General features: G+C 67.8%; 19 protein-coding genes and 2 tRNA genes. 19 read left to right on the top strand and 2 right to left on the bottom strand.

Going from position 1 to position 24,151, the window contains the following annotated elements; genetic code table 11:
* Positions 1–290: 290 nt before the first annotated feature.
* From QCD75_RS05595 to QCD75_RS05530, 14 genes are all read left to right on the top strand, one after another.
* A complete protein-coding gene (locus QCD75_RS05595) occupies positions 291–2,189 on the top strand; it encodes an acetolactate synthase large subunit (protein WP_301226532.1) in 1,899 nt (632 codons plus the stop codon).
* A gap of 2 nt (positions 2,190–2,191) precedes the next feature.
* Positions 2,192–2,704 carry an acetolactate synthase small subunit gene (gene ilvN, locus QCD75_RS05590; RefSeq protein WP_226758946.1) on the top strand — a complete coding sequence of 171 codons (513 nt, stop codon included), beginning with the start codon at positions 2,192–2,194 and terminating at the stop codon, positions 2,702–2,704.
* A 129-nt stretch (positions 2,705–2,833) separates the two neighbouring features.
* Positions 2,834–3,859, top strand: coding sequence for a ketol-acid reductoisomerase (gene ilvC, locus QCD75_RS05585; protein ID WP_301226529.1), 1,026 nt, complete (start codon positions 2,834–2,836; stop codon positions 3,857–3,859).
* Between the two features lie 124 nt (positions 3,860–3,983).
* Positions 3,984–5,579 (top strand): phosphoglycerate dehydrogenase, encoded by a 1,596-nt coding sequence (gene serA, locus QCD75_RS05580; protein ID WP_301226527.1) that lies wholly within the window; start codon positions 3,984–3,986, stop codon positions 5,577–5,579.
* Positions 5,580–5,783: 204 nt separating this feature from the next.
* Positions 5,784–8,573: an FtsX-like permease family protein gene (locus QCD75_RS05575; protein WP_301226525.1), complete on the top strand. Its 2,790-nt coding sequence runs from the start codon at positions 5,784–5,786 to the stop codon at positions 8,571–8,573.
* Positions 8,570–9,337 carry an ABC transporter ATP-binding protein gene (locus QCD75_RS05570; RefSeq protein ID WP_441005440.1) on the top strand — a complete coding sequence of 256 codons (768 nt, stop codon included), beginning with the start codon at positions 8,570–8,572 and terminating at the stop codon, positions 9,335–9,337. Before QCD75_RS05575 ends, QCD75_RS05570 begins: the two co-directional genes overlap by 4 nt.
* Positions 9,338–9,346: 9 nt before the next feature.
* Positions 9,347–10,906, top strand: a complete 1,560-nt coding sequence (gene metG, locus QCD75_RS05565) for a methionine--tRNA ligase (RefSeq protein WP_301226523.1) — start codon at positions 9,347–9,349, stop codon at positions 10,904–10,906.
* 149 nt (positions 10,907–11,055) lie between these two features.
* On the top strand, positions 11,056–12,108 hold the full coding sequence (locus tag QCD75_RS05560; protein WP_301226521.1) for a 3-isopropylmalate dehydrogenase: 1,053 nt from the start codon (positions 11,056–11,058) through the stop codon (positions 12,106–12,108).
* A 136-nt stretch (positions 12,109–12,244) separates the two neighbouring features.
* On the top strand, positions 12,245–13,357 hold the full coding sequence (locus QCD75_RS05555; protein WP_301226519.1) for a branched-chain amino acid aminotransferase: 1,113 nt from the start codon (positions 12,245–12,247) through the stop codon (positions 13,355–13,357).
* A 31-nt stretch (positions 13,358–13,388) separates the two neighbouring features.
* Positions 13,389–13,538 carry a hypothetical protein gene (locus QCD75_RS05550; protein ID WP_301226517.1) on the top strand — a complete coding sequence of 50 codons (150 nt, stop codon included), beginning with the start codon at positions 13,389–13,391 and terminating at the stop codon, positions 13,536–13,538.
* 51 nt (positions 13,539–13,589) lie between these two features.
* Positions 13,590–14,363: an MBL fold metallo-hydrolase gene (locus QCD75_RS05545; protein WP_301226724.1), complete on the top strand. Its 774-nt coding sequence runs from the start codon at positions 13,590–13,592 to the stop codon at positions 14,361–14,363.
* A gap of 27 nt (positions 14,364–14,390) precedes the next feature.
* The gene (locus tag QCD75_RS05540) at positions 14,391–15,167 is read left to right on the top strand and encodes a fumarylacetoacetate hydrolase family protein (RefSeq protein ID WP_301226515.1); all 777 of its coding nucleotides are present in this window, start codon (positions 14,391–14,393) and stop codon (positions 15,165–15,167) included.
* A gap of 131 nt (positions 15,168–15,298) precedes the next feature.
* A complete protein-coding gene (gltX, locus tag QCD75_RS05535; protein ID WP_301226513.1) occupies positions 15,299–16,831 on the top strand; it encodes a glutamate--tRNA ligase in 1,533 nt (510 codons plus the stop codon).
* On the top strand, positions 16,831–17,595 hold the full coding sequence (locus tag QCD75_RS05530; protein WP_301226511.1) for an HAD family hydrolase: 765 nt from the start codon (positions 16,831–16,833) through the stop codon (positions 17,593–17,595). Before gltX ends, QCD75_RS05530 begins: the two co-directional genes overlap by 1 nt.
* A 28-nt stretch (positions 17,596–17,623) precedes the next feature.
* Here the strand turns inward: QCD75_RS05530 and QCD75_RS05525 are convergent, their stop codons facing one another.
* Positions 17,624–19,039, bottom strand: a complete 1,416-nt coding sequence (locus QCD75_RS05525; protein WP_301226509.1) for a hypothetical protein — start codon at positions 19,037–19,039, stop codon at positions 17,624–17,626.
* A gap of 331 nt (positions 19,040–19,370) precedes the next feature.
* Between QCD75_RS05525 and QCD75_RS05520 the strand changes: the two genes are divergently transcribed.
* From QCD75_RS05520 to QCD75_RS05505, 4 genes are all read left to right on the top strand, one after another.
* Positions 19,371–19,442, top strand: a tRNA-Gln gene (locus QCD75_RS05520).
* Between the two features lie 130 nt (positions 19,443–19,572).
* A tRNA-Glu gene (locus QCD75_RS05515) sits at positions 19,573–19,645 on the top strand.
* 166 nt (positions 19,646–19,811) lie between these two features.
* A complete protein-coding gene (locus tag QCD75_RS05510; RefSeq protein WP_301226723.1) occupies positions 19,812–21,488 on the top strand; it encodes a dynamin family protein in 1,677 nt (558 codons plus the stop codon).
* The gene (locus tag QCD75_RS05505) at positions 21,485–23,101 is read left to right on the top strand and encodes a GTPase (protein ID WP_301226507.1); all 1,617 of its coding nucleotides are present in this window, start codon (positions 21,485–21,487) and stop codon (positions 23,099–23,101) included. The genes QCD75_RS05510 and QCD75_RS05505 overlap by 4 nt, the downstream gene beginning before the upstream one ends.
* Positions 23,102–23,112: 11 nt before the next feature.
* Here the strand turns inward: QCD75_RS05505 and QCD75_RS05500 are convergent, their stop codons facing one another.
* Positions 23,113–23,649, bottom strand: coding sequence for a DUF1697 domain-containing protein (locus tag QCD75_RS05500; protein ID WP_301226505.1), 537 nt, complete (start codon positions 23,647–23,649; stop codon positions 23,113–23,115).
* Positions 23,650–23,970: 321 nt separating this feature from the next.
* Here QCD75_RS05500 and QCD75_RS05495 point away from each other — a divergent pair.
* On the top strand, positions 23,971–24,151 hold a 181-nt coding region (locus QCD75_RS05495; RefSeq protein WP_301226503.1), incomplete at its 3' end, for a hypothetical protein.

The following is a 24,151-nucleotide window of genomic DNA, read 5'->3' as shown; positions in this document are numbered from 1 at the left end:
TGGACAATGAAGTCCAAATAGTGAGACAGAGTGTGGGCTCGTTGACAGGTGTCTTACTTAGAGGGAAAACTGAACGCATGACCGCATTCGTTACCGCCGGCGTCCTCGTCGTCCTTACCAAGCGCGTGGCTCCATAGCCCGGCTGGTAACGAACCGTCACGCGCAAACCCCTCGAAGAGCCGTCAGGCTGAGGGGTTTTTTTATTTCCGCATCACCGAAGATCCACCCGCAGTACCAGCAGTTCCACGATCACCGAAGATCCAACCGTAGATCCACAAAGGAAGAGTCCGATGAGCAAAGGATCGCCGATCAGCCCCTCGCTGATGGCCACTAAGTCCGCTGGAGCCTCCAAGGCTTCGGAACGCGTCGCACGCCCGGCCGACGCCGGCGTCGACACTGCTGCTGTCTCTCCTGTCCTCGGGCCGAACAACGTCGTACCCCCGACGGTGATGACCGGTTCACAAGCAATCGTCCGCTCGCTCGAAGAACTCGGCGTTGACGACATTTTTGGTTTGCCCGGTGGCGCGATCCTGCCCACCTATGACCCCTTGATGGCTTCCCGAATGAACCACATTCTGGTCCGTCACGAACAGGGAGCCGGCCACGCAGCGCAAGGCTACGCCATGGTCACCGGACGGGTCGGCGTCTGCATCGCCACCTCGGGTCCGGGTGCCACCAACCTCGTTACCGCCATCATGGATGCCCACATGGACTCCGTGCCCATGGTGGCCATCACCGGCCAGGTCTCCAGCGGCGTCATCGGCACCGATGCCTTCCAGGAGGCGGACATCGTCGGCATCACCATGCCGATCACGAAGCACTCCTTCCTGGTCACCGACCCCAACGACATCCCGCACGTGATGGCGGAGGCGTTCCACCTTGCCTCGACCGGCCGCCCGGGTCCCGTCCTGGTCGACGTCGCCAAGGACGCCCAGCAGGGTCAGATGACCTTCTCCTGGCCGCCCAAGATCGACCTGCCCGGCTACCACCCGGTGCTCCGCGGCCACAACAAACAGGTCCGCGAGGCCGCCAGGCTCATCGCGGCGGCCAGCAAGCCCGTGCTCTACGTGGGCGGCGGCGTCGTCAAGGCACACGCCTCCGCGGAACTGCTGGAACTCGCTGAACTCTCCGGCGCCCCCGTGGTCACCACCCTGATGGCCCGCGGCGTCTTCCCCGACTCGCACCCGCAGCACGTCGGCATGCCGGGCATGCACGGCACGGTCTCGGCCGTGACCGCCCTGCAGCAGTCGGACCTGCTGATCACGCTCGGGGCGCGCTTCGACGACCGGGTGACCGGTGTCCTGAAGTCCTTCGCCCCGAACGCCAAGGTCATCCACGCGGACATCGACCCGGCCGAAATCTCCAAGAACCGCACCGCCGACGTGCCGATCGTGGGGTCGGTCAAGGAAATCATCCCGGAACTGAGCGAGGCCCTGCGCGCCGTGTTCGCCGTCTCCGGCACCCCGGACTACACCAACTGGTGGGCCTTCCTGAACAACCTCAAGGAGACCTACCCGCTCGGCTGGACCGAACCGGACGACGGCCTCAGCGCCCCGCAGCGCGTGATCGAACGCATCGGCGCCCTCACGGGCCCGGAAGGCGTGTACGTCGCAGGCGTCGGCCAGCACCAGATGTGGGCCTCACAGTTCATCAAGTACGAACGCCCCCACGCCTGGCTGAACTCCGGCGGGGCCGGCACCATGGGCTACGCCGTGCCGGCCGCCATGGGCGCCAAGGTGGGCAACCCGGACCGGGTGGTCTGGGCGATCGACGGCGACGGCTGCTTCCAGATGACCAACCAGGAACTGGCCACCTGCGCGATCAACAAGATCCCGATCAAGGTCGCCATCATCAACAACTCCTCGCTGGGCATGGTGCGGCAGTGGCAGACCCTCTTCTACGAGGGCCGCTACTCCAACACCGACCTCAACACCGGCCACGACACCGTCCGGATCCCGGACTTCGTCAAGCTCGCGGACGCCTACGGCTGCGCTTCCTTCCGCTGCGACCGCGACGAGGACATCGACGCCACCATCCAGAAGGCCCTGGAGATCAACGACCGCCCCGTGGTCATTGACTTCGTCGTGAGCCCCAACTCCATGGTGTGGCCGATGGTCCCCTCCGGAGTCAGTAACGACCAGATCCAGGTTGCCCGCAACATGACCCCGGAATGGGAAGAGGAGGACTGAACATGACCCGCCACACACTGTCCGTTCTGGTCGAAGACAAGCCTGGTGTGCTGACCCGCGTCGCCAGCCTCTTCGCCCGCCGGGCCTTCAACATCAACTCCCTGGCCGTCGGGCCGACGGAAGTACCGGGCATGTCCCGGATGACCGTCGTCGTCGACGCCGACGGTGAGCTGGTCGAACAGATCACCAAGCAGCTGAACAAGCTGGTCAACGTGATCAAGATCGTTGAGCTCACCCCAGAATCTTCCGTACAGCGTGACCACATCCTGGTCAAGGTACGTGCGGATGCCGCTACACGGCTGCAGGTTACCCAGGCTGCAGACCTGTTCCGCGCATCAGTGGTCGACGTCTCCACCGAGTCGGTTGTCATTGAGGCGACAGGCCACCCCGAAAAGCTCACGGCACTGCTCTCAGTGCTCGAGCCTTTCGGTATCCGCGAAATCGTGCAGTCCGGCACCCTGGCCGTTGGGCGGGGATCCCGCTCCATGAGTGACAGGGCCCTGCGCAGCGCCTGAGCCAAAGCGCGGAACACGGCCGGGGGCACGCCCCCGGCAGCGGACGTGACCTGCCGCAGCACCACACCAGGTTTAGCGAAGTTTCACCGACAAGCACCACCCAAGAATCCATTCAAAGGAGACACCCCAGTGACTGAAATGTTTTACGACGACGACGCCGACCTGTCGATCATCCAGGGCCGCACCGTCGCCGTTATCGGTTACGGCTCCCAGGGCCACGCCCACGCCCTTAGCCTGCGCGATTCCGGCGTTGACGTCCGCGTCGGCCTCAAGGAAGGCTCCAAGTCACGCGCCAAGGCCGAGGCCGAAGGCCTGCGCGTCCTGAACGTCAAGGACGCCGTCGCCGAAGCCGACCTCATCATGGTCCTCACCCCGGACCAGGTCCAGCGCCACGTCTACGCCGAGGACATCGCCCCGAACCTGCAGCCGGGCGACGCCCTGTTCTTCGGCCACGGCTTCAACATCCGCTACGGCTACATCAAGCCCCCGGCAGACGTCGACGTCGCCCTCGTTGCCCCCAAGGGCCCGGGCCACATCGTCCGCCGCGAATTCGAGGCCGGCCGCGGCGTGCCGGACCTGATCGCCGTCGAGCAGAACCCGTCCGGCAAGGCCAAGGAACTGGCCCTGTCCTACGCCAAGGCCATCGGCGGCACCCGCGCCGGCGTCATCGAGACCACCTTCACCGAAGAGACCGAGACGGACCTCTTCGGCGAGCAGGCTGTCCTGTGCGGCGGCGCCTCCCAGCTGATCCAGTACGGCTTCGAGGTCCTCACCGAAGCCGGCTACAAGCCCGAGGTCGCCTACTTCGAGGTGCTGCACGAGCTCAAGCTCATCGTGGACCTCATGGTTGAGGGCGGCATCGCCAAGCAGCGCTGGTCCGTCTCGGACACGGCGGAATACGGCGACTACGTCTCCGGCCCGCGCGTGATCACCCCGGACGTGAAGGAAAACATGAAGGCTGTCCTGGCGGACATCCAGGACGGCACCTTCGCCAAGCGCTTCATCGACGACCAGGACGCAGGAGCCCCCGAGTTCAAGGCGCTGCGCAAGAAGGGCGAGGACCACCCGATCGAGGCCACCGGCCGCGAACTGCGCAAGCTGTTCTCCTGGATCAAGAACGAAGACGACTACAACGAAGGCTCAGTGGCCCGCTAAGCACTGACCGGCAGGGGAGCCGGACCGCCAACTGGGGTCCGGCTTCCCTGCTTTTATGCAGCACCTGTTTCTATCCAGCACCAAAATCCCTGCCTGTTATACAAGAGAGCTAAAGAGGTCACCGGTGACAAGCACCAAACCTGTAGTACTCCTCGCTGAGGAACTTTCGCCCGCCACGATCGAGGCCCTCGGCCCGGATTTTGAAATCCGGCAGACCGACGGCGCCGACCGTTCCCAGCTGCTCTCGGCGATCGCCGACGTCGACGCGATCCTGGTCCGCTCCGCCACCCAGCTCGACGCCGAGGCCATCGCCGCCGCGAAGAACCTGAAGGTGATCGCCCGCGCAGGCGTCGGCCTCGACAACGTTGACATCAAGGCCGCCACCCAGGCCGGTGTCATGGTGGTGAACGCGCCCACCTCGAACATCGTCTCCGCCGCGGAACTCACGGTCGGGCACATCCTCAGCCTGGCCCGCCACATCCCGCAGGCCAGCGCCGCCCTCAAGGACGGCGAGTGGAAGCGCTCCAAGTACACCGGCATTGAACTCTTCGAGAAGAAGATCGGCATCATTGGCCTGGGCCGGATCGGCGCCCTCGTCGCCGCCCGCCTGAAGGGCTTCGACACCAAGATCCTCGCCTACGACCCCTACATCACCTCGGCCCGCGCGGCGCAGCTTGGCGTCCAGCTGGTGACCCTCGACGAGCTCCTGGCGCAGTCGGACTTCATCAGCATCCACATGCCCAAGACGCCCGAGACCGTCGGCATGCTCGGCGCCGAGGCGTTCAAGAAGATGAAGAGCACCGCGTACGTCGTCAACGTCGCCCGCGGCGGCCTCGTCGACGAGGAAGCCCTCTACGCCGCCCTGGAGTCCGGCGAAATCGCCGGTGCCGGCGTCGACGTCTTCGTCAAGGAACCCAGCACCGACCTGCCGTTCTTCAAGCTCGACAACGTGGTGGTCACCCCGCACCTGGGCGCGTCCACGGACGAAGCGCAGGAGAAGGCCGGCGTCTCGGTCGCCAAGTCCGTCCGCCTGGCCCTCGCCGGGGAACTCGTCCCCGACGCGGTCAACGTGGCCGGCGGCGTGATTGCCCCGGACGTCCGCCCGGGCATCCCGCTGATGGAGAAGCTGGGCCGCATCTTCACCGCCATGACCCACGCCTCGCTCACCCAGTTTGATGTCGAGGTCGCCGGAGAAATCGCCTCCCTCGACGTCAAGGTGCTCGAACTCGCGGCCCTCAAGGGCATCTTCGCCGACATCGTGACCGAACAGGTCTCCTACGTCAACGCCCCCGTGATCGCCGAGCAGCGCGGCATCAACGTCCGCCTGATCACGACGCCGGAGACCGAGTCCTACCGCAACGTGCTGACCCTGCGCGGCGCCCTCAGCGACGGCACGCAGATCTCCGTGGCCGGGACCCTGACGGGCCCCAAGCAGGTCCAGAAGCTCGTGGGGATCAACGGCTTCGAGGTGGAGATTCCGATCAGCGAACACCTCGTGGTGGTGGCCTACTCGGACCGCCCCGGCGTGATCGGCACCATCGGCCACATCCTTGGCATGAACAACATCAACATCGCCGGCATGCAGGTTGCGCGGCAGGACGAGGGCGGCCAGGTGCTCGCCCTGCTGACCATCGACAGCTCTGTCCCGCAGCAGGTTCTGGACGCGATCAAGGCCGGAATCGGCGCTGACATGGTGCGGGAGGTCGACCTCGAGGACTGATGTCTTCACCGTGGACACCGGCGGCGGTTCCGACCCCCGCCGGTGTCCACGAACGCATGGCCGGTCTGCGTACAATGGCTACGTCCGATTTTCGGATTCGGCCGGCAGCCCGGCCTTTACTTTTGCACACCCGGCAGGGGACGCCTTCACTTCCGCATGGAATGAACTTCAGTGTGCGCACGCAATCCAGCTTTCAGGAGCCCAATGAACGCCGTCCAGAGGTTCATCAGAAGCCGAGTGCTTCTGCTGACCGCGTCCATTTTGATCGTGGCCATGTGCCTCTCGGTCCTCGTGCAGGGTCAGTCGCAGGCCGCTTTGAACCGGACGGTTGACCAGAACTCGCGGGGGCTCTACGACATTCTCGTCCAGGCCAAGCCCGACAACAACGGCGGCCTCATGCAGCCCGAAATTGCCACCGGCCAGGGCGGCATCAGCTTCGAACAACTGGACTCCCTCCGGAAGCTCTCCGGCACCTCCGTGGCGGCACCGATCAGCCTCGTCTCCCGCGTCACGCAGAACCTTGAGTCCCCGCGCCTGGATGCCACCGACTACCTCGGCTTCAACGCCGGACTCGCCGGAACCGCCGGGGACCCCAGCGCCACCGATCCGAGCAAATGGCCCGCCGCGGAGTCGGTCCTGTCCGGCACGCCGAAAAAATACCGGCTCACCGCCAGCGCCGTCAGCTCCGACGGCCAGTCCGAGCACACCCTGTTCAAGACCATGGCCGAGGGCTCCCTCGGCAAGGCGAAGCTCATCGAGGAACAGGTCGGCGGCGGCAAGAACGTCCGCATCGCGGGCCCGGCAGGGGAGACCGGCATCAAGTTCCCGGCTCCGGCCGGCGGCTCCGAGCACAACCTCTTCAACCTCTCCGTCTCCCTGCCGCTCGCGCCGCAGGTGACCGAATCCGTCGTCGCCGTCGACCCCGTCTCCGAACGTGCCCTGCTCGGGCCCGCCGGCGACTTCCTCGCCCCGCTGGAGAAGGCGCCGCCCGCCGACGCCCGCAACGCCGCGGCAATCGGCCGGCACCTGGAGAGCCTCTTCACCACCGGCATCGGCATGGGCGAACTCAAGGAAGGCCCCGATTTCCTCGGCATCAAGCTCAAGTACTGGGCGCCGATGATGAGCCAGTACCAGCAGGCCAAGAACAGCGGCCTGCTCACCGCGGACTCCCAGGCGATCCCGCTGATTGTGCGCTCCGGCACCTCCCTTGACCTCAAGTACTCGGTCAAGGTCGAGGAAATCGACGCCTCCGGCAACGTCACCAAGGACGTCGGGACCGTGACCCGCTCGCTGGACAAGGACTACCTCCCGTTCGTCTCCAAGTCCCCGTTCGCCCTGGCCTGGCCCGGGTCCAAGGACCTCTCGCAGCTGCTCGGTGACACCGCGACCTTCAGCCAGGGCCTCTACAACCCCGCCACCTGGAGCACCGACTTCGCCGCCGCCCCGAAGTACAAGGACGGTCAAACCGCAGGCAACGGTGCCGTGGACAAGAGCGCCATCCCCGGCGACTGGGTAACTGTTAACCGCCTCCCCGAGAAAGCGGCCAACGGGGCCCCCGTGGACCAGACCCAGCGCAAGCCCGTCGACGAGCGCTCCTACCGCGAAAACCTCGAGACCGGCAAAAAGCTCGCCACACCGCTCGCCATGGTCTACGGAACGTTCGACGCCGAGACGGTCAAGAAGGCCGCCGGCGACGTCAACCGCCTGCCCCTGGGCGGCTACGATCCCACCCCCTTCACGCTTTCCAAGGATGCCTCCGGCAAGGACGCCGGGAACACCGAGCTCAAGCCCTCGCTGAGCGCCACGGGCCTGGCCAGCCAGTCCGCCGGCGCCATCACCGACTTCTACGGCCTCGCCGCCGCCCGCGGCTACCAGGACAACGCCTCCGTGATCGATGCGGTACGCGTCCGGGCCAAGGTGCCCGGCAGCTGGAAGGAAGCACAGCCCGTCGTGGAGAAGCTCGCCAACGAGATCCGCGACATGGGGCTGCAGGCAACGATCGTTGCCGGCTCCGCCCGTGAGGACGCCAGCATCTTCGTCCCCGGCTACTCCAAGGACGACGCCGGCAAGGAGTCCCCGCTCGGCACCGTCCAGCAGTCATGGGTCCGCCAGGACGCCGCGGACGCCGTCTCCGGGTCCCTCACCGCCACCAACCTGACCCTGCTCTTCCTCACGCTCTGCGGAGCCGCCCTGCTCACCGGCGCCTCGACCGTCAGCTACGTCCGCAAACGCCGCAGCGAGGCCGGAACCCTGCGCGCCATGGGCTGGACCCAAGGCCGGATCCGGTCCTGGGTGCTTGCCGAATTCGGCGTCGGCGCGGCCCTGCTGGCCCTCGCCGGAATCATCCTCAGCCTGGTCAGCTGGAACCCTGCCACGGCGGTCGTCTCGGCCGCCGTGCTGGTGCTCTATGCGGGCGCGGCGTTCTTCGCCGCCCAGCAGCTGCGCCACCGCGACGTGGTGGACCAGGAACCGCAGCACGATGAACGGCTCATCGCTGTGGATTCGCCGCTGACCTTCGCCAACCGGCAGTTGAGCACCAACAAGTTCAACACCATTTCCCTGGCCGTCGCCGTCGGCGTTTTTGCCGCCGCGGTCGGCGGGATGGTCGCACTGCTGATCGACATACCCCGGGCCGCCGGGGCGAGTGCGCTCAGCGGGCTGGCCGCCGCCAGCATCGCGCTGCCGAGCATCATCCTCGGAGTGTCCGGTGTCGCCGTCGGGCTGCTGCTGACCATGGTCACCGGCCGGTTCGAGCTGCAGGCCAAGCGCCAGTACCTCGGCACGCTGCAGGCCATGGGCTGGAACCCGGACATGCTCGGCCAGGTCCGCTTCTTCGAAAATGCCATGGTGGGGACTGTCGCGCTGCCGCTCGGCGTCCTCGGCGCCCTGGGCGTGGGCCTTCTCCTCGCCCCCTATGCCGCGCTCTGGGCCGCTGTCGCCGGGCTCGTGGCTGTACTTTGCTGGATTCCCATTGCAACGAAAGTGGTCCGATGAACAACGACCTCAACCTCGACCGTGAGGCTCACGACCGGATGACGGCGAGCACCCGCCGCGGCGGCCACAAGACGCGCGCCAACACGATCGTGAAGGCCACCGACCACGCCACGCCGCTGGAGCTCAGCAACATCACGATCCACTATGGCGGGGGCAAAGGCGGGGCCGAAGCGGTCAACGTGGTGGACGACTTCAACATGACGCTGCACGCCGGCGAGATGCACTGCGTCGCCGGGCGCAGCGGCTCCGGCAAGACCAGCATCCTGACCGTCGGAGCCGGCTTGACCCTGCCGACGTCGGGCCGGGTGTTCTGGGAGGGCGATTCCCTCGAGACCATGGGCGACGACGAGATCGCCGACCGCCGCCGCGCCCTGATCGGCTACGTCGACCAAGGCGGCGCCCTGATCGACGGCATGAGTGCGCTCGAGAACGTGCTGCTGCCCGCCGTGCCCGACGGCGAGGTGGACAGGCGCCGCGACATGGCCAAGGACCTCCTGGACCTCGTCGGCCTGGGCCGGCGCATGCGCCACCGCCCGGCCCAGCTTTCCGGCGGTGAACGCCAGCGCGTGGCAATCGCCCGGGCCCTGATCCTCGGCACCCGCGTGCTGATCGTCGACGAGCCGACCGCCAGCCTGGACCGGGCTTCGGCCAACCGCATCATCAGCATCCTCAAGGACACGACCTCGGACGGCATCGCCGTGCTGGTCGCATCACATGACCACGAACTTGTCCGCCAGAGCGATACCCTCACCGAACTGATCTAGGTTAAAACTGTGACATCTTCCGAGAAGACCCCGTTCTACATCACGACGGCCATCAGCTACCCCAACGGGGTGCCGCACATCGGCCACGCCTACGAGGTCATCGCCACCGATGCGATGGCGCGCTTCAAGCGCCTGGACGGCTTCGACGTGTTCTTCATGACCGGCACGGACGAGCATGGCCTCAAGATGCAGCAGACCGCGGAAAAGGAAGGCATCCCGGTCAAGGAGCTCGCCGACCGCAACTCGGCGGCGTTCCGCCAGATGAGCGATGACCTGGGCATCTCCCTGAGCCGCTTCATCCGCACCACCGACCCGGACCACTACGAGGCAGCCAAAGCGCTCTGGCAGCGGATGGAAGCCAACGGCGACATCTACCTGTCCAAGTACGCCGGCTGGTATTCGGTCCGCGACGAGCGGTACTTCGTCGAGGACGAGACCGAGGTGCAGGCGGACGGCCTCCGCTATGCGTCCGAAACCGGTACCGAGGTGGCCTGGACCGAGGAGGAGAGCTACTTCTTCAAGCTCTCCGCCTACCAGGACAGGCTGCTGGCCCTCTACGCGGACCACCCCTCCTTCGGCGCGCCGCACAACCGCTTCAACGAGGTCGTCAGCTTCGTCAAGGGCGGCCTCGAGGACCTCTCGATCAGCCGCACCTCCTTCGACTGGGGTGTCCCCGTGCCGGGCAACCCGGACCACGTGATGTACGTCTGGGTGGATGCGCTCACGAACTACCTGACCGGCGTCGGCTTCCCCGACACCGAATCCGAGTCGTTCCGGAAGTACTGGCCGGCGGACGTCCACGTGATCGGCAAGGACATCTCCCGCTTCCACGCCGTCTACTGGCCGGCGTTCCTGATGTCGGCCGGGCTGGAACTGCCCAAGCGCGTCATGATCCACGGTTTCCTGCACAACCAGGGCGTCAAGATGTCCAAATCGCTCGGCAACGTGGTGGCCCCGGCGGACTGGGTTGCCCAGTACGGCCTGGACCAGGTGCGGTTCTTCCTGCTCCGCGAGGTGCCCTTCGGCGCCGACGGCTCCTACAGCCACGACGCCATCGTGGGCCGGATGAATGCGGACCTGGCCAACAACTTCGGCAACCTGGCCCAGCGTTCGCTGTCCATGGTCGCGAAGAACTGCGGCGGCGCTGTACCCGTCCCGGGCGGTTTGAGCGCAGAGGACGCCGCGCTGCTGGGCCAGGCGAACGGGCTGCTGGACATCTCCCGCGCAGCGTTTGAAAAGCAGGAGTTCAGCCGCGCCCTGGAAGCAATCTGGACCGTCCTCGGCGACACCAACGCGTACTTCGCCGAGCAGGCACCCTGGGTGCTGCGGAAGACCGACGTCGAGCGCATGAACACCGTCCTGTACGTCACCCTCGAGGTGCTGCGGATCGTCGCCATCCTGGCCCAGCCGGTCATGCCGGCGGCCGCGGCGTCCATCCTGGCCACCCTGGGCCAGCCCGAGGGCGGGGCGCGGGAGTTCGCCGCCCTGGCCTCACCGATCGAGGCCGGCACGCCGCTGCCGGCCCCGGCCCCGGTCTTCCCGAAGTACGAGGAGCCCGCCGAGGCCTGACCGCCACGGCGCCGGGGTGAGACTTCGCGCCCATGTCCGGCAACGGCATGGGCGCGAAGTCTCACCCCGACGCAGGGACGCTGGAAATCGACTGTTCGAATAATGAGACGACTTGACCAGCATGTGGATCTGTTGGCTACGCTGAAAACATGAGCGCATCAACGATTGACCTGGCTGTTATTCCCGGCGACGGCATCGGCCCCGAGGTCACTGCCGAAGCCCTAAAGGTCCTCGAGAAGGCTGCCGCGGCCGAGGGGATCGTCCTGCAGCAGACCCACTACAAACTCGGCGCCCAGCACTGGCTCGAAACGGGGGAGACCCTGCCGGAGGAAACACTCGCCGATCTTCGCACCCGCGACGCCATCCTCTTCGGTGCGGTCGGGGCAGCCCCCGGCGACACCCGGATCCCGTCCGGCATCATCGAGCGCGAACTGCTGCTCAAACTGCGCTTCAGCCTGGACCACTTCGTCAATCTGCGCCCTTCCCGCCTGTACCCGGGCGTCGGCAGCCCGCTCGCCAACCCCGGCGACATCGACTTCATCGTGGTCCGCGAGGGCACCGAGGGCCCGTACGTCGGCAACGGCGGAACGCTGCGCGCCGGCACCCCCCACGAGGTCGCCACCGAGGTTTCGCTCAACACCGCCCACGGCGTGGAGCGCGTGGTCCGGGACGCCTTCCGCCGCGCCAACGACCGGCCGCGCAAGAAGCTGACCCTCGTCCACAAGCACAACGTCCTGGTCTTCGCCGGCCACCTCTGGAAGCGCACCGTGGAGGCCGTGGCCCAGGACTTCCCCGAGGTGACCCATGACTACCTGCACATCGATGCCGCCACGATCTTCATGGTCACCGATCCTGCGCGCTTCGACGTGATCGTCACGGACAACCTCTTCGGCGACATCATCACGGACCTCGCCGCCGCGGTCACCGGCGGCATCGGCCTGGCCGCGTCCGGAAACATCAACATGGAACGCACCGCGCCGTCCATGTTCGAACCCGTCCACGGGTCCGCACCGGACATCGCGGGCCAGCAGAAGGCCGACCCCACCGCGGCCATCCTCTCTGCCGCGCTCCTGCTCGACCACCTAGGCTACGGCGCCGCCGCCGGCAAAATCGAAGCGGCCGTCATTGCCGATGTCGCAGGCCGCGGCTCCTCGGTCCGCAGCACCAGCGCGATCGGCGACGCGATCGCCGGGGCCCTGTAGCGGCCCTGTAGGCCGCTTCCCGCCGCGCGCCGGCGGGTCCGCTGACGGGCGTAAGCTTGTTTCGAATCACCAATATGCTGCCGTGGTCCGAGGATGAACCACGTTCACACGCCAGGCAGCCGACCGTGGAGGAACCATGACTCAGACTGCCCATGGCGTCGAATTCACCCAGCATCTTTCGGCAACCCCGAAGTCCGCTGAAGAACGTGCTGCCATCCTGGCGAACCCGGGTTTCGGCAACTATTTCACCGACCACACCGCCATCGTCGACTACAGCGTCGACGCCGAGGGCAAGGGCGGCTGGCACGATGCCCGGGTTGAGGCCTATGGCCCCATCTCCCTGGACCCGTCCGCGGCCGTGCTCCACTACGGCCAGGAGATCTTCGAAGGGCTCAAGGCCTACCGCCACGCCGACGGCTCCATCTGGACGTTCCGCCCCGAAGCCAACGCCGCGCGCCTGAACAGTTCGGCCCGGCGCCTGGCCCTCCCCGAGCTTCCGGAAGAGTACTTCCTGGGCGCCATCCGCGAGCTCGTCTCGGTGGACAAGGAATGGGTTCCCTCCGGCGACGGCGAGGCCCTCTACCTGCGGCCGTTTATGATCGCCACCGAGGCCTTCCTGGGTGTCCGCGCCGCCCGCGAAGTCTCCTTCCGCGTCATCGCCTCCCCGGCCGGCAACTACTTCGGCGGCGAGCTCAAGCCGGTCTCCATCTGGATCTCCCGTGAATACGCCCGCGCCGGCCGCGGCGGAACCGGCGCCGCCAAGTGCGGCGGCAACTATGCCGCGTCACTGATCGCGCAGCAGGAAGCCGAGGCCCACGGCTGCAAGCAGGTGCTGTTCCTGGACCAGTTCAATGACAACGCCGTGGAAGAGCTCGGCGGCATGAACGTGTTCTTCGTGATGAAGGACGGCTCCCTTGTCACCCCCGCGCTGAGCGGAACCATCCTGGAGGGCATCACCAGGATGTCCGTCATCCAGGTTGCCAGGGACATGGGCCGCGAGGTCACCGAACGCAAGATCACCCTGGATGAGTGGCGCGACGGAGTGGCCTCCGGCGACATCGCCGAGGTCTTCGCCTGCGGCACCGCCGCTGTCATCACCCCGATCGGGGTGCTCAAGGACAACACCGAGTTCATCGGCTCCGAGAGCGCGTTGGCCGGGGCGACCACCATGGCCATCCGCGAGCAGCTCCTCGGAATCCAGACCGGAACCGTCGAGGACACCCACGGCTGGCTGACCCGCCTGGCCTGAGCCCCGGACCCCAGGCAACAGGCAGCGCCCGATGGCGGCTCCCACCTTGCGGTGCGGGGCCGCCGTCGTCGTTGGACCAGAGGTTCGACGCGCAGAAGTCTTGTTCTTCCGGGACCAGCGGTTCCACCGGCTCTTCCTGATCCAACCGGAGGACACCATCGCAGTACTGCTGCTCGTCTGACTGCCGCTTCGGTGGGAAGATGGAATTGTGATCCCGGACGACCCCCGCGCCATGGTGCGCAGCACAGAGCTGACCCGCTTCAGGCTGGCCCCCAACCCGGGGCCGATGAGCCTGCACGGGACCAACTCCTACGTCATTTCCGCCCCCGGAGCGGCCGGCACCGTCGTGGTTGATCCCGGCCCGCTGGATGAGCTGCACCTGCGGGAACTGGCCGGGGCCGGCGCCGTCGAGCTCATCCTGATCACGCACCGGCACGCCGACCACACCGCCGCCGCCGCCAGGTTCGCCGAACTGACCGGCGCACCCGTGCGCGCCAAGGACCCCGCCCACTGCCACGGCGGAAGCCCCCTCGTGGACGGCGAAGTCATCCACGCCGCCGGCGCGGAAATCAGGGTCCTGGCGACGCCGGGCCACACCTCGGACTCGGTTTGCTTCCACCTGCCGCAGGACGGCGCCCACGGCTCGGTCCTCACCGGCGACACGATCCTGGGACTCGGAACCACGGTCCTGGACTACCCTGACGGCACGCTGGGCGACTACCTGGCCTCGCTGGACCGGCTGGAAAGCCTCGGCGCAGCCACCGTCCTCCCGGCCCACGGGCCGATGCTGCCCGCCCTCGACACCATCGTCCGCGCCTACCGGGACCACCGCGAGGACCGCCTCGCACAGATCCGCTCCGCCCTCGAGAGCCTCGGCGACGGGGCCCAGGTCACCGAGGTTGCCGACGCCGTGTATGCCGCCGTCGATCCCGCCGTGCGCCCCGCGGCGGAACTCTCAGTGGCGGCCCAGCTGCATTACCTGCGCCTGGACAGCAGCACGTCCTAGCCCGCCGGAGACGGTACGCTTGGAGCCATGCGTATCGCCCGGTTTGTTGTTGATTCTGATCCCCTCTACGGCATTGTTGAAGGTGAGCCCGGCCGTGAGGAAGTCACTGTCATCAACGGCGACCCCTTCTTCCACGGCGTTGAACGAACCGCCGTCCGGCACAAACTGGAGGACGTGCGCCTGCTCGCCCCGATCATCCCGCGCAGCAAGGTCATCGGCGTGGGCCGCAACTTCGTGGAACACGCCGAGGAACTCGGCAACGAAGTCCCGAAGCAGCCGCTGCTCTTCCTGAAGCCCAACACCTCTGTGATCGGGCCCAACGATCCGATCGTCCTGCCGGAGTTCTCCGAGGAAGTGTCCTTCGAAGCGGAACTCTGCGTCGTCATCAGCCGAATCTGCAAGGACGTCCCGGAGGACCGCGTCGACGACGTCATCTTCGGCTACACCTGCGGCAACGACCTCACCGCCCGCGACGTCCAGAAGACCGACCTGCAGTGGGCCCGGGCCAAGGGTTTCGACACGTCCGCGCCGCTGGGGCCGTGGATCGAGACCGAACTGAACACCGAGGACCTGCAGATCCAGGGCCGCCTGAACGGTGAACTGCGCCAGGACGGAAGCACCAGCCAGATGATCCGCGGCGTCCGCGAACTCGTCTCCATCGTCTCGCAGGCCTTCACCCTGCTGCCCGGCGACGTCATCATGACCGGCACTCCCGCCGGCGTCGGACTCGTCCAGGCCGGCGACCGCTTCGAGGTCGAGATCGAGGGCATCGGCCGCCTCTCCAACCCGGTGGTGCGGCGGTAGCCCGCTCCGCACGAAGGAAACAGCTCCGATTTCGGACAGCCGCACTGTGGATCCACGGTGCGGCTGTCCGTTTCCGTAGCGGAGACCGCGGGCGTCCGGCGATGATCGGGGTTGGTAATGTTGGTACCACTATGACTACTCCCTCCGCGTCCAACGCCGTCTCCAGCTCCGCCCCCAGTGTGACCAGCGAAGTCACCGCCGACACCCCGGTCCGTGTCCGGTTCTGCCCGTCACCCACCGGCACCCCGCACGTCGGCCTGATCCGCACGGCCCTGTTCAACTGGGCCCACGCCCGCCACACCAAGGGCACCTTTGTCTTCCGCATCGAGGACACGGACGCGGCGCGCGACTCGGAGGAGAGCTACCAGCAGCTGCTCGAGGCCCTGAAATGGCTCGGCATCACCTGGGAGGAAGGCGTGGAGGTCGGCGGACCGCACGAACCTTACCGCCAGTCACAGCGCCTGGACCTCTACAAGGACGTCGTCGCCAAGCTGATGGAAGCCGGCTACGCCTACGAGTGCTACTCCTCCCCGGAGGAAGTCGAGGCCCGCCACCGCGCCGCCGGCCGCGATCCCAAGCTGGGCTATGACAATTTCGACCGCCAGCTCTCCTCGGAGCAGCTGGCCGCGTTCAAGGCCGAGGGCCGCAAGCCCGTGCTCCGCGTGCGGATGCCGGACGAGGACGTCACCTTCACCGACATGGTCCGCGGTGACATCACGTTCAAGGCTGGCAGCATTCCGGACTACGTGATCGTCCGCGCCGACGGCTCCCCGCTCTACACCCTGGTCAATCCCGTGGACGACGCCCTGATGGGAATCACCCATGTGCTCCGCGGCGAGGACCTGCTCTCGTCCACGCCCCGCCAGGTGGTGCTGATCCGCGCGCTGATGGACATCGGCGTCGCCAGCTACATGCCGGTCTTTGGGCACCTGCCCTACGTCATGGGCGAAGGAAACAAGAAGCTCTCCAAGCGCGACCCGCAGTCCAACCTGTTCCTGCTCCGGGACCGCGGCTTCATCCCCGAAGGCCTGCTCAACTACCTCTCCCTGCTCGGCTGGAGCCTCTCCGCCGATGAGGACATCTTCACGGTGGACCAGCTGATTGAGCACTTCGATGTCAACGATGTGCTCGCCAACCCGGCCCGCTTCGACATCAAGAAGGCCGAGGCCATCAACGGCACGCACATCCGGATGCTCGACGCCGAGGACTTCCGCGCCCGGCTCGTCCCGTACCTGCGCACCGCCGGCTTTGTCGGGGACACCCCCACCGCCCGCCAGGAGGAGATCCTCGCCGAGGCGGCCCCGCTGATCCAGGAGCGCATCTCGCTGCTGGGCGAAGCCCCCGAAATGCTGGCCTTCCTGTTCAAGACCGACGACGGCATCGACGTCGCGGACGACGCCCGCAAGGGGCTTCCGGAGAACCTCACCGAGGTACTCGACGCCGCCCTGGCCGCCCTGGCACCGCTGGCCGAGTGGAACGCGGACGCCATCCAGGCCGCCCTCAAGGCAGCCCTCGTGGAGGGACTCGGGGTCAAGCCGCGGCTGGCCTTCGGCCCGGTCCGCACCGCCATCTCCGGCCGGCGGATCTCCCCGCCCCTGTTCGAATCCATGGTGATCCTGGGCAAGGACTCCTCCTTGGCCCGGCTGCGCGCCTTCCGCGGCTGATGACCGCCGTGCAGTCCGGGAACCGACCCGGCGACCGGCCCGAGGCCCGGATCAGCGCGCTGGCCGCCGGCCTCGGCGGCATCCGCGGCGTGTTGTTCGACATCGACGACACCCTGGTGGACCTTGAGTTCGCCATGACGGCAGCGCTCCGCGACGTCAGCGAGCACCTCCTGCCCGGCATGGACGCGGCCGGATGGGAGAAGTTCGGCCGGATCTTCACGCACGAGACCACCCACTTCTACGACCGTTACCTGGCCGGGGAACTGAGCTTCAACGAGCAGCGCCTCCTCCGGGGCAGGGCCGCCCTCGGACACTTCGGTGTGGAACTGGAGGAGGGCGAGCAGGCCCACCACTGGGTCAGTTCCTACGCCAGCCGGCAGCACGGCTACATCCGCGCCTTCGACGACGTCACCCCGATACTGGACGCCCTGGATTCCGCGGGCATCCCCTATGGGGCTGTGAGCAACAACGTCCACGACTACCAGCGGGTCAAGCTGGATGCCGCCGGACTGGCACGCATCAGCGTGCTGGTGGGTACGGACACCGTGGGTGCGGCGAAGCCGGATCCGGCCATCTACCTGGAGGGCGTCCGCCGCCTCGGCACCGGCGCGGGCGAAACGCTTTACGTGGGGGACAACCGCCTTCTCGACGCTGACGGCTCGACGGCGGCGGGCCTCCTGGGCGTCTGGCTGAACCGCGGCGGGGAACCGGCCCCGGGCTTCGCCGGCCGCGAGATCGGTTCCCTGCTGGAGCTGCTGGCCTGACTGCCGCCCTAACCGCCCCTAACCGCCCCTAACCGCCGGTTTCAAGCCCCGGCTTGGCGGCGCGGCCAGGAACCCGGCGGTTCCGCAGCACAAAGAAGGCGCCGACTGAGCCGAGGCCCAGGACGCCGACGATCCCGAGGGCCGTGGCGGCGTCGGACTGACCCACCATGTTCGAGGGCGAGACTGCCGCGGCGCTGGCGTACAGGGTGCCGGTGCCCGCGGCAACCAGGGCGTTCCCGTCCGCGAGCTTGTCCGCGCCGGTGGACAGCTGCGAGGAACCGGACGCCAGTTTGGTGTTGCCTGCCGAGAGCTCGGAGGCGCCCGACGCGAGGGCCAGGGATCCATTGAGCAAGCCGGGATTCGCCGGGTCTGCCGGATCTCCCTTGATGCCCGCGTTAAGGGCCACGGTTCCATCCGCGAGCCGGGAACTGCCTTCGGTCATCCTGGCGGCAGCCTTGATGAGCCCCGGGTGTTCGGGATCCCCCGGAACGCCGTCCATGCCCGTCCGGATCTTCGACGTTCCATCTGCCAGCAGTTCCGTGCCCAGGACCACGCCGGGGCTGCTGGGGTCCCGGCTGTTGAGCTTGCCGGCAAGGGTGCCGAAACCAGCCGTCAGCTTCCCGGTCCCCGCCTGCAGCTGGCCGGCGCCGGCCTGCAGGCGGCCCGCACCGGTCTGCAGCTGCGAGGCCCCGGCGTCCAGCTTCCGGGCACCGGCAGCGATCTTGGCGACTTTGTCCTTGACCGCGGCCAGGGGCACCAGGCCCTGCACGGGATCCGAGGCCGCGGCCTCCAGCAGCTCGAGGGCCTGCGCCAGAGCCGCCGTTCCGGTCCCGGCTTCGGGGTCGTTGTGGGCGCCCCGGTAGCCCTTGAGCTGGACCGTTCCGGCCGCCAGCTCACCGGAGCCTTGAGCCAGCCGTGCCGCGCCCGCATCCAGCTGCGTGGCGCCGTCGGCGAGGTTGTTCTCGGCAGTGCCGGCGGCCGTGGGCGTCAGCGCGGCAGAGAGCTGGACGGCCCCCGCCGCCAGCTTGTGCGCGCCGTCGTCGACCTTGTAGACGCCGGGGGCAAGTTTGGTGTTGACGTCCCTTTCAATCTTCACCGCGCCCGCGGATAGCTGGTCGGCGCCGGCCTGGAGCTTCTCGGCGCCGGGGGCCAGTTTCCCGCTGATCCCCTCATGGACCTTTTCGGCCCCGGCCGAGAGCTTGCCGGCACCGGTGTCGGCCTGCCCGGCGCCGGTGGCGAGCCTGCCGGCTCCGTCTTTGAGCTGTGCGGCTCCGGCAGAGGCCTGCCCGGCGCCTTCCTTGAGCCGGGCCGAACCATCCGTGATCCGGCCGGTGACGAGGGTGTAGAACCCCAGAAGGGCGATGAGAAGCAGGGCAAGGATGGCGATGGCGATCTGTTGGCCACGGGTGCGGGTCCTGCTGGCTGCGGCACGGCTCTGTGTCACTGTGGTTCCTCTCGACGGTGTTGCCGGCAGCGGCTTTGCTGCCGGCCCTGGGCTGTGACGCAGCTAACACCCGGAAAATCCGACGCCGCTGCCCGCAGCGGACTGGGGGAGGGTTGGTTACTCGTAAGTAACTTACCGAGAGTAAACTTGTCGGTGCCTGATTGGCAAGGGTTTTTCTGTTTGGGAGCGGGTGCCCGGTGCCGCGAGGGCCATTCCGGGGGCGTCAGGGCGGCCGATTTGTGCGCAGGAAAACTCTCGGGTAAAGTAATTACTCGTGCTGAGGCGCCGGGAGCGCGGGTTTAGACCCGGGGATCCGGCCCGAAAGTTCCATTGGGATATGGTGTAATTGGCAACACTACGGTTTCTGGTACCGTCATTCTAGGTTCGAGTCCTGGTATCCCAGCTCTGAAAAATCCGCGGATTTCCGCGGCTGATCAGGGGTTTTGAATCGGCCTGCCGATTTGAAACACTTGCTGAGTGTATGAAATAATCGCTTAGCGCGAATGGCAGGAATGCCGTTCAGGAGAGTACGCGGCCCCATCGTATAGCGGCCTAGTACGCTGCCCTCTCACGGCGGTAACGCGGGTTCGAATCCCGCTGGGGTCACAGCTGAAACGGTCCCGGGCATCAGCCCGGGGCCGTTTTTCGTGTACCCATCCCGCGGCGCCGGACCGGCGCAACCCGAAGCTGGCATGATGATGCGGTGAGCTCCGACGAAACCCCGGGCCAGGCCGTTGAATTACTGGAAGCCGTCCATCGCGACCTGGCTGCGATGTCCCTGCCGCTGGCCCTGCCCGGCTCGGACGATGCCCGGCAGGGCATCCGCAGCGCCGTTGCCCAGCTCGAGGACTACATCCTGCCGCGCTACCGGAGCCTGGAGGCACCCCTGCTGGCCGTCGTGGGCGGTTCCACCGGCGCCGGTAAATCGACCCTCGTCAACGGACTCGTCGGGCATGCCGTCACCCGCGCCGGTGCCATCCGGCCCACCACGCGCCAGCCCATCCTGCTGCACCACCCCGCTGACGGGCGCTGGTTCGAGGACCAGCGGGTCCTGCCGAACCTGAGCCGGATCCGCGGCTCCGTGATCCGGGAACCACTGCCCGCCAGCGAGGCCGGACCTCCCCCGGACCCGGCCGCCGTCACCTCACTGGTGCTGGTGGCGGATCCGGCGGTGCCGCAGGGGATCGCGCTGCTGGACGCTCCCGACGTCGACTCGATTTCCGCTGACAACCGCAAACTGGCCGGCCAGTTGCTCGCCGCTGCCGACCTGTGGGTCTTCGTCACCACTGCCAACCGCTACGCCGACGCAGTCCCGTGGCGCCTGTTGCTGGACGCGGCCTCGCGGGACATCATGGTGGCCGTGGTGCTGGACCGTGTCCCGGCCGCCGCCGAAGCCGAGGTCAGCGCCGACCTGCAGTCCATGCTCAGCAGGGAAGGCCTGGGCGGGGCCCGCCTCTTCGTCGTACCCGAAGCGGCCCTGGACGGGATGGGGATGCTTCCGCCCGGCGCTGTGGGGCCGGTGCGGCTCTGGCTGCAGGAAATCGCAGCGGACGCCGCCGGGCGCGCCGACATCGCCCGGCGGACACTGAACGGCACCGTCAAGGCACTGGGGAGCCGCGTCGAGGCGGTGGCGCAGGCCGCCGCGGCCCAGGAGCATGCTGCCCAGGTCCTCGCCGGGGACGCCCAGGACGCGTACCGGGCCGCCGTCGCCAGGATCCTTGAGGCTACCCGGGACGGCGCCCTCCTCCGGGGCGAGGTCCTGGCCCGCTGGCAGGACTTCGTGGGCACGGGCGAGTTCTTCCGGGCCATGGAGCAGAATATTGGCCGGTTCAGGGACCGGGTGGGTGCTTTCTTCCGGGGCGAACCGACGCCGGCCGTGCGGGTGGAGACCGCGATCGAGTCCGGACTGCAGGCTGTCATCATCGATGAAGCCGCCACTGCGGCGGAGGCCACCGACCAGCGGTGGCGCTCCGACCCGGCCGGCCGCCAACTGCTCGGCGCCGACGACCTCTCCGGCACCTCCGAGGGTTTCGCAGGGAAAGCGGCTGCCGAGATCAGGGCCTGGCAGGGGAGCCTCATGGAACTCATCCGGACCGAAGGGCAGGGAAAGCGCACGCAGGCCCGCTGGCTGTCCTTCGGCATCAACGGCCTCGGCGCAGCCCTGATGATCGTGGTCTTCTCCATGACGGCCGGACTGACCGGGCTGGAGATCGGCGTCGCAGGCGGCACCGCCGTCGTCGGGCAGCGGCTGCTGGAAGCGGTCTTTGGAGAGGACGCCGTCCGCCGGCTCGCCAAAACGGCCCGCGAGGATCTCCACGCCCGCTGCCAGCTGCTGCTCCAGGCCGAGCAGCAGCGCTTCCTGGCCCGGCTTCCTGTCTCCGGCGGGGTCCCTCCGGCAGTGCTTGAGGGCCATGCTGCGGCGCTCCGCCGGCTGGCGGCCTCCGCATGAGCCGCCACGGCGCCGCCGCCGAGGCCTCCCGGCTGGACCGCCGCCTCGAGGCCCTGAACGAGGTGCGCGAACTCGCCGCGGGCGCGCTCCCGGAGGACGTCTTGGACGGAGTTCTCCTAGTGTTGGAGCGGGCGGCTTCCCGGCGTTCCCTCTCGGCCGACCACACCGTCGTCGGCTTTTTCGGGGCCACCGGCAGCGGAAAATCCTCGCTCTTCAATGCCGTCAGCGGGGCGGACATCGCGACGGCGGCCGTCCGGCGGCCCACGACGTCCGAGCCGCTCGCCGGCATCTGGGGCGCCGAGGGCAGCGGCGAACTGCTGGACTGGCTGGAGGTCCGGAACCGGCACCACGCCACCGCGGTCCCCGGCTTCGCCGACGACGGCACCGGACTCATCCTCCTGGACCTTCCCGACTTCGACTCCACCCGCGCCGCCAACCGGGAGATTGTGGAGCGGATGGTGGGACTCGTTGACGTCCTTGTCTGGGTGCTCGATCCGCAAAAGTACGCAGACGCCGCGGTTCACAACGATTTCCTGGCACCCCTCGCATCCCACGGCGCCGTCACCCTGGTGGTGCTGAACCAGATCGACCGGCTCCCTGCACAAGAGGTCCGCCCGGTGCTGGAATCGCTCGGCGGCATCCTGGCGCGCGACGGACTCGGCAAGGTACAGGTCATCGGCGCCTCCGCACTGGTGGGCAGCGGGGTGGACAACGTCCGGGCCGCGATCCGCCAGGTGGCCACGCAGCGGCAGGCCCAGTCGCAGCGCCTCGGCGCGGACGTCACGCGGGCCTCGGCCCGACTCGCTGAGGCATCCGGTGCGGGCGAGACAGCCGGGGTCACCGCAGCGGCGAAAGCGAGGCTGGCCGAGGAACTGTCCGTGGCGGCGAACGTCCCGCTCGTGGTGGACGCCGTCGTCCGGTCCTACCGGCTGGAGTCGACCCGCCGCACCGGCTGGCCGGTGACGCGCTGGCTGGTCCGCTTCCGGCCCGATCCGCTGCGGCGGCTGAACCTGCGCCGGGAGGGCGCCAGTGCGGAACTCAACCGCACCTCGCTGCCATCGGCCGGCGCCCCGGAGCGTGCCCGCACGGATGCCGCCGTCCGGGAATTCGCCGACGCGGCCTCCGACGGCGCCCCCGGCCCCTGGCGGGCCGTGATCCGGGCTGCTGCCCGCGAGGGCCGCGAGCAGCTGCCGGATGCGCTGGACCAAGCCATCGCCTCCACGGAGCTGAAAGCCGGCCGCAAGGCCTGGTGGTGGAGGGCGTTCAACATTGTGCAGTGGCTGGCCCTGCTGACAGCCCTCGGCGGTTTCGCCTGGCTCGGCGTCCTCGCCGCGCTGGGCTATTTCCAGCTTCCCGTCCCGCAGGTGCCGCTCGTTGCGGGCTGGCCGGTGCCGACCGTGATGATCGCCGGCGGCGCGCTGCTCGGAATTGTCCTGGCCGTCCTTGCGAAGTTCATCGCGGCCGCGGCCGCCCGTGCCCGGGGCGCCGCAGCCCGGAAGCGGCTCAAGGCGTCCGTCGCGGCGGTGGCGGCGAAACTGGTGGTGGAACCCGTGGAGCTGGAGGTCAGCCGGCTCGAATCCTTCAACAAGGCCCTGCGGGCGGCGTCGCGCTGACCGGGCTCCGCCTAAGCCGGCGCTGCGGCGTCGCGGACCTTGACCATCGTGCGCAGGTTGCGGGTGGTGGTGGAGGCCTTGTACTTCGGCTTTGAGGAGAGTTTGCTGAACGGGCTGTCCAGGGTGCCGCCCGCCGGGGCCAGCCAGGCCAGGGCCTCCGGACCCAGCATGGTCAACTCGGCCCCGTCCGCTGCGCTGCCGGCCTCATACAGCTCGGCAAGCACGTCGGCGTCCGAGCCGAGTGTGAGATAGGTGTGCGTAGTTTTGTCGTCCGCGGGGTAGGGACATGCCGCGACCAGTTCGCTCACCCGGTCCGCCGCCAGAACCACCACCCAGGCGTCATAGCCGAAGGCCTCCCGGAGGCAGGCCTCGAATTCCTTCTTGACGCCAGCCGGGGACAGCTCACTCGAAAGCACGACGTTGCCGCTGGCCAGGAGCGTCTTCACTGCCGAAAAAGGACGGGACTTCAGGGCATCTTTCAGTTCGGCCATCCTGATGGTCACGCCGCCGACATTGACCCCGCGCAGAAAGACCGCATAGCTGTTCATGCGGACAGCTTATGCTTCCGGCAGAGCCGAAGTCAGCAGCGGGGCCGCGGGTCCAGCGCTGGGCGGCCCCGGGCCTCGTTCACCCAAACCTTGCCCGCTGACCCAAACCTTGCCCACTCGTCGACGGTTGCAAGCGCCGCTTGCAACCGTGGACGTGGTAGCGCCGGCCCGGGTTGTGAAAGAAGCGCGGCGACCCGGACGCCCGTCTGTTGAAGGCTGGCCATTCTCGGGGTGCCGGCTGGTTTGTTTGTCGGTTCCGGTGCCGCGCTGCCGCAAAGTCGATGTCGAAATTTTGTCAGAGGCTCCCTCTATTCTGAAAGTGTGGCTAGCGGAGCAGCGTTGAGCGTGGAGAGCAGGGAGGCCCTGGCGGCTGTCGCGGCGTCCACGGCTGCGCTTGCTGAGTTCATCGGCGTGGGCGCGGACGGCACGCATCTGCGGGACACGGACCCGTTCCGGGGGATCGATCCGTTGCGGGATCTGGCGGATGATTGCCTGGATGCGT

It is taken from the genome of Arthrobacter sp. PsM3 (assembly GCF_030433895.1).
GTDB lineage: Bacteria > Actinomycetota > Actinomycetes > Actinomycetales > Micrococcaceae > Arthrobacter.
This window is presented reverse-complemented; position numbering and strand designations above follow the sequence as displayed.